The sequence below is a fragment of the Mesorhizobium sp. P3_A8 genome (genome assembly GCF_056402995.1).
Genome location: NZ_JBFUGI010000037.1, coordinates 1 through 1,229, shown reverse-complemented (window position 1 = coordinate 1,229; position 1,229 = coordinate 1). Strand labels below are relative to the sequence as shown.

1 protein-coding gene is annotated in these 1,229 nt (G+C 61.7%); it reads right to left on the bottom strand.

Going from position 1 to position 1,229, the window contains the following annotated elements:
• Positions 1-12 precede the first annotated feature (12 nt).
• Complete coding sequence (locus AC1DX4_RS35030) at positions 13-1,161, bottom strand: IS30 family transposase (protein ID WP_441940046.1); 1,149 nt, start codon at positions 1,159-1,161, stop codon at positions 13-15.
• Between the last annotated feature and the right edge of the window lie 68 nt (positions 1,162-1,229).

The following is a 1,229-nucleotide window of genomic DNA, read 5'->3' as shown; positions in this document are numbered from 1 at the left end:
GGTTTCAACCGGTCATTGCAACACTTTCTGCAGCCTATCGGCCGGCGTTTCGAAGTCCAAGGTTTTTCGGGGCCGTTGATTGAGCCGTAGGGCGACGTCGTCGAGTTGGGCCTGCGAGACATGGGAGAAGTTTGTTGCTCTCGGGAAGTACTGCCTGAGCAGGCCGTTGGTGTTTTCGTTGCTGCCGCGTTGCCAGGGACTGCGCGGGTCGCAGAAGTAGACCTGTAGGTCGGTTGCCACGGTGAAGCTCTTGTGACGAGCCATCTCCTTGCCCTGGTCCCATGTCAACGAGCGCCGCAACTCTTCGGGCAACGTGCCGATCTTCTCGGCGAGGGCCGCCACGACGGTCGCCGAGTCCCTCCTGGCCAACTTTACAAGCATCGTGAACCGGCTGTGTCGCTCGACGAGGGTGGCGATGTTCGTGTCGTTAGCACCGGTGAGCAGATCACCCTCCCAATGACCTGGAATGGCACGATCCTCAGCCTCGGCGGGGCGCTCGCGGATGGAGACCATATCGAGGATTTGTCCTTGCCCCGTCCGGGTAAGCGCGCCTTTGGCGAGGCGCATCTGTCGTTTGGTGCGCAGATGCGCTGTCAGCTCCTTCTTGAGCACCCCTCGCGACTGGATGAACAGGCTGCGATAGATCGCTTCATGAGATATCCGCATGCTTGGATCGCCTGGGTACGCTCGCCTCAGCCAGCCCGCTATCTGCTCCGGCGACCATTGCAGCGCCAGCTTTTGCGCCACCCGCCACCGTAGCCGCCCAGAGCATGCCAGGCGACACTGCTTCGGTCGAAGCGCTCGCTGCCAAGCCTGCTTGTCGGCCCGAGTTGCACGATACGTTTGTGCACCGCCGTTGCGAGAGATCTCCCGACATATCGTTGATGGGGATCGCCCCAGACTCCGTGCAATAACGCGGATGGCAAGACCTGCCGCAATCCCGCGAGAGATCTCTTCGCGCTCCCCCAGCTCGAGCGCCGAGGCCGCTCTACGCCTTGCTGACGGAGCAATGCCGCCGTGTAAGGATACGATCCGCTGAACGCCGCCCTTGTTCCGGCGCTCAAGTGCGCGCGAGATCGACGAAATGCTCTGGCCTTGCTTCCATCGATCCCAGAGCTCGGCCTTCTGTTCTGACGTAAACCAGATCCGCGACGTCACCATGCGACACCTCCCATCCTCTCAGATTAAAGGTGTTGCGACGACCGGTTGAACCCACCGCCCCCACCGCC

What these genes read in the sequence shown, in the direction of transcription:
- AC1DX4_RS35030 (WP_441940046.1), bottom strand. Translation starts at nt 1,161, where the DNA reads ATGGTGACGTCGCGGATCTGGTTTACGTCAGAACAGAAGGCCGAGCTC.